Source organism: Sulfitobacter pacificus, from assembly GCF_030159975.1.
GTDB lineage: Bacteria > Pseudomonadota > Alphaproteobacteria > Rhodobacterales > Rhodobacteraceae > Sulfitobacter > Sulfitobacter pacificus.
The window spans coordinates 1-3,452 of sequence record NZ_BSNL01000011.1 but is presented as its reverse complement, the minus strand read 5'-3'; the positions used below and the strand labels follow the sequence as shown (position 1 = coordinate 3,452).

General features: G+C 58.4%; 3 protein-coding genes. All 3 read left to right on the top strand.

Annotation, left to right across the window (positions count from 1 at the left end; genetic code table 11):
- The first annotated feature begins 183 nt into the window (after positions 1-183).
- From QQL78_RS20070 to QQL78_RS20060, 3 genes are read left to right on the top strand one after another with little or no spacing between them, the layout of a single operon-like run.
- A complete protein-coding gene (locus tag QQL78_RS20070; protein WP_199484383.1) occupies positions 184-1,431 on the top strand; it encodes a tyrosine-type recombinase/integrase in 1,248 nt (415 codons plus the stop codon).
- Complete coding sequence (locus QQL78_RS20065; RefSeq protein WP_064223618.1) at positions 1,428-2,372, top strand: tyrosine-type recombinase/integrase; 945 nt, start codon at positions 1,428-1,430, stop codon at positions 2,370-2,372. The genes QQL78_RS20070 and QQL78_RS20065 overlap by 4 nt, the downstream gene beginning before the upstream one ends.
- The gene (locus tag QQL78_RS20060; RefSeq protein ID WP_102856250.1) at positions 2,369-3,367 is read left to right on the top strand and encodes a tyrosine-type recombinase/integrase; all 999 of its coding nucleotides are present in this window, start codon (positions 2,369-2,371) and stop codon (positions 3,365-3,367) included. The genes QQL78_RS20065 and QQL78_RS20060 overlap by 4 nt, the downstream gene beginning before the upstream one ends.
- The last annotated feature ends 85 nt before the right edge of the window (positions 3,368-3,452 follow it).

The following is a 3,452-nucleotide window of genomic DNA, read 5'->3' as shown; positions in this document are numbered from 1 at the left end:
CATAATGCCGCGCTCCGGTTTATGCCGCGCTTGTTCAGGCGAAGTCTTGTTTCCTGCGGTTTTTGTCGTTTTCCGGCTGCATAAGACTGTAGTTCAGAACCGCCATGTGAGCGTGGCGAACTGCGCAATTGGGGCCGGCGATCTGCCATAGGTGCAACCTTCAACCAAAAGAAGGAAACACTCATGGAAAACGATACGCACCCAGATCAAACGACGAGGCGGAAACTGAAAGCTGGCAGCCATGCCGATCGCTTTGCCCTACAGATCGAGGCGGAGGGATACGGCCTCCGTTCCATCGCCAATTACAGAACCACAGCCGAGGCGCTTTGGGCGGCGATGCTGGAGGCAGACGTCTGTCCCACTGAGCTGACCGATGATCGTGTGGACCATCTGGCGACGTCGATCATCAGTGCGGCTTCTGCGAGAGACCAAAAGCACTGTCGGTACCGCATCAATCGGTTCAGGGATTATCTCATTGAAAATGCAGGCGCACCGCCGCGCTCAGAACCGCCGCTCGACATGTCACCGAGGGCCTGCCTGAAACGGGAATACGAAACCTATCTTCGCAGTCAGCGCGGCTTGTCTGAGGACACAATTTATCACTGCCTACGGTTCTTTGATCGGTTCCTGACTGCGAAGTTCGGCTCTGGCCTGGGTGACTTGAACACCATCAAGCCAGACGACATCACTGGGTTCATACTTTGGTTGCGCAAGGAACAAAACGCGCCGCGGGACAAGACAGGCCCATCGCATCTTCGCAACCTCTTCCAGTTCCTGTTCTGGAGCGGAAAGACTGAGCGCAACTTGAGCAATGCTGTGCCGAAAGCCAGGCAGCCCAAACCGACCGGCATCCCGAGGTATCTGGAGCCGGAACAGGTCAACCGGCTCATTGAGGTGGTGCGCGACCACCAGAAAACGGGTCGGCGCAACTATGCAATGCTGATGCTGATCGCCCGTCTCGGTCTTCGTGCGCCGGAAGTGACAGCGATCGAACTGGATGACATCGACTGGCGCGCTGGAGAAATCCTGATCCGCGGCAAGAGGCAGTTGCACGATCGGATGCCGATGTCGGCGGAGGTTGGTGAGGCGATTGTCGATTACATCAAGAATGAGCGCCGGGGCCCGGACCGCGCGCTGTTCGTGTCGGTGAAACCGCCCTTCAAGAGGTTCAAGGACGCGCAAATCCTGCGATGGATATTGCGAGACGCCTATGACGCGACCGGCATTAGCCCGCCACAAGCCTATATAGGCACCCACATTCTGCGGCACAGCCTGGCCACCGACATGCTGCGAAAGGGTGCTTCGCTTGCTGAGATCGGGGACGTGCTGCGTCACCGATCTGCAATGACCACAACCATCTATGCGCAATACGATGTGGCTGCCCTGCGCTCGATCTCGCGCCCCTGGCCAACTTCGGGAGACGCCCAATGAAGACGCTGTCCCAACGACTTGATGAATATCTGGCCCTTCGGCGTTCGATGGGGTTTGACCTCTCCTTTGAGGAACGGGTCCTGCGCAAGTTCACGACTTATGCCGGTGAAAACGGGTTCAATCGGATCTCGACGCCCTTGTTCCTCGATTGGAAGGCAAACTACGGCAGCGCGGACAACAACACTTGGTCTCATCGCCTTGGTATGGTGCGCCGGTTCGCCTTTTGGCTTGCGGAGCACGACAATCGGACCGAGGTCCCGTCCAGCCAGCTTGTCACAGGCCGATACCGAAGGCGTGTCCCCTACATCTATGCGCCCAGTCAGATCGCGGATCTTGTCGTTGAAGCCGGTCGACTGCCGTCACCTTATGGCCTCCGTGCCGCATTGTGGCAGACCCTGTTCGGCTTGATCGCGGTGACGGGGATGCGCGTGAACGAAGCTTTGTCTTTGGATCAGCATGACATCGATCTGGAACGCGCTATCCTAACGCTCAGAAACACCAAGAATGGCAAGGATCGACAGCTTCCCGTCAACGAGGATACCGCTCATTGGCTTGTTCGATATGCCGAGCTGCGGGATCGTCTGGTTCCGCAGCAATCATCCCGGTTCTTCATCAAAGAGGATGGCGAACCGGCGGGAGATTGCGGGGCACGCTACAACTTCGCGCAGGTCAGCAGAAACATCGGCCTTCGGTCACCACAAGCCTTCAACCGCCACGGACATGGGCCACGCATCCATGATTTGCGGCACACATTTGCCGTTCACACCATCCTGGACTGGTTCCGGGATGGCCGGGACATCGAAACTGAAATGTACAAGCTCAGCACCTATCTCGGCCATTCCGAGCCCAAGCACACGTTCTGGTACATCGAGGCCGTGCCCGAGCTGATGCAGTTAGCCGCGGCGCGGGCCGAACGGCGGGTTTTGGAGGACGCATCATGATCGCAACCTATCCATTGCCCGTCTATGTGCAGCGGTTCTTCACCGAGCGGCTGTTGACCCAGATGCAGGCCAGTCCAAACACGATTGCCAGCTATCGCGACACCTTCCGGCTCTTGCTGAGATACGCCGAGGCGCAGACAAGGCTGCCGCCGACTGAGCTACATGTGGCTCACATTGACGCCGACATCATCGGTCGGTTCCTGACCTTCTGCGAGGAGGAACGAGGTAACAGCGCGCGAAGCCGGAACACTCGCCTCGCGGCCATTCGCTCGTTCTTCAAATACGTCGCGGGCTGTGAGCCCCAGCTCCTGCACCATTGCCAGAAGGTGCTGGCGATGCCGTCCAAGCGGCACGAAAAACGCGTCGTGGACTTCCTGACCCGTGACGAGATGGAGGCCTTGCTGAAGGCACCTGACCAGACGACCTGGTTTGGGCGGCGCGACCGCGTTCTGCTTCTCACAATGCTCCAAACCGGCTTGCGTGTATCGGAGGTGATCGGCCTTCGCGTTGGCGATGTCGAGCTTGGCACCGGAGCGCACCTCAGATGCGTGGGCAAGGGTCGAAAAGAACGCGCAACGCCGCTTCGGACAGACAGTCGGTTTGCATTGAAGGCATGGCTTGCGCAGTGCCGGACTGAGCCCAGCGATCCCCTGTTCGCAACCATCCGTGGCAGGCCGCTCAGCAGAGATGCGGTTGAGCGAATTGTTCGGAAACATGCGGCAACCGCCGCCTCGACCAGCTCGACGTTCAGACTGAAGCGCGTCACACCCCATGTCTTGCGCCACACCGCTGCAATGCAGCTTCTACAGAGCGGTGTGGACCGAACGATTATCGCCCTTTGGCTGGGCCATGAATCGATTGAGACGACACAGGTCTACATCCACGCCGATATCGAACTGAAAGAAAAGGCGATGGCTCTGACAAAGCCGGTTGACCAGACGGGTGGACGATATCGACCGGGTGACGAACTCCTGGCATTCCTCGAAGCGCTCTGAATTATGCCGATATGCTGCGCCGATCTAACCGCAACGCAACAGGTTGTAAGGGTCGGCGCGGCATAAACCGGAGCGCGGCATTATG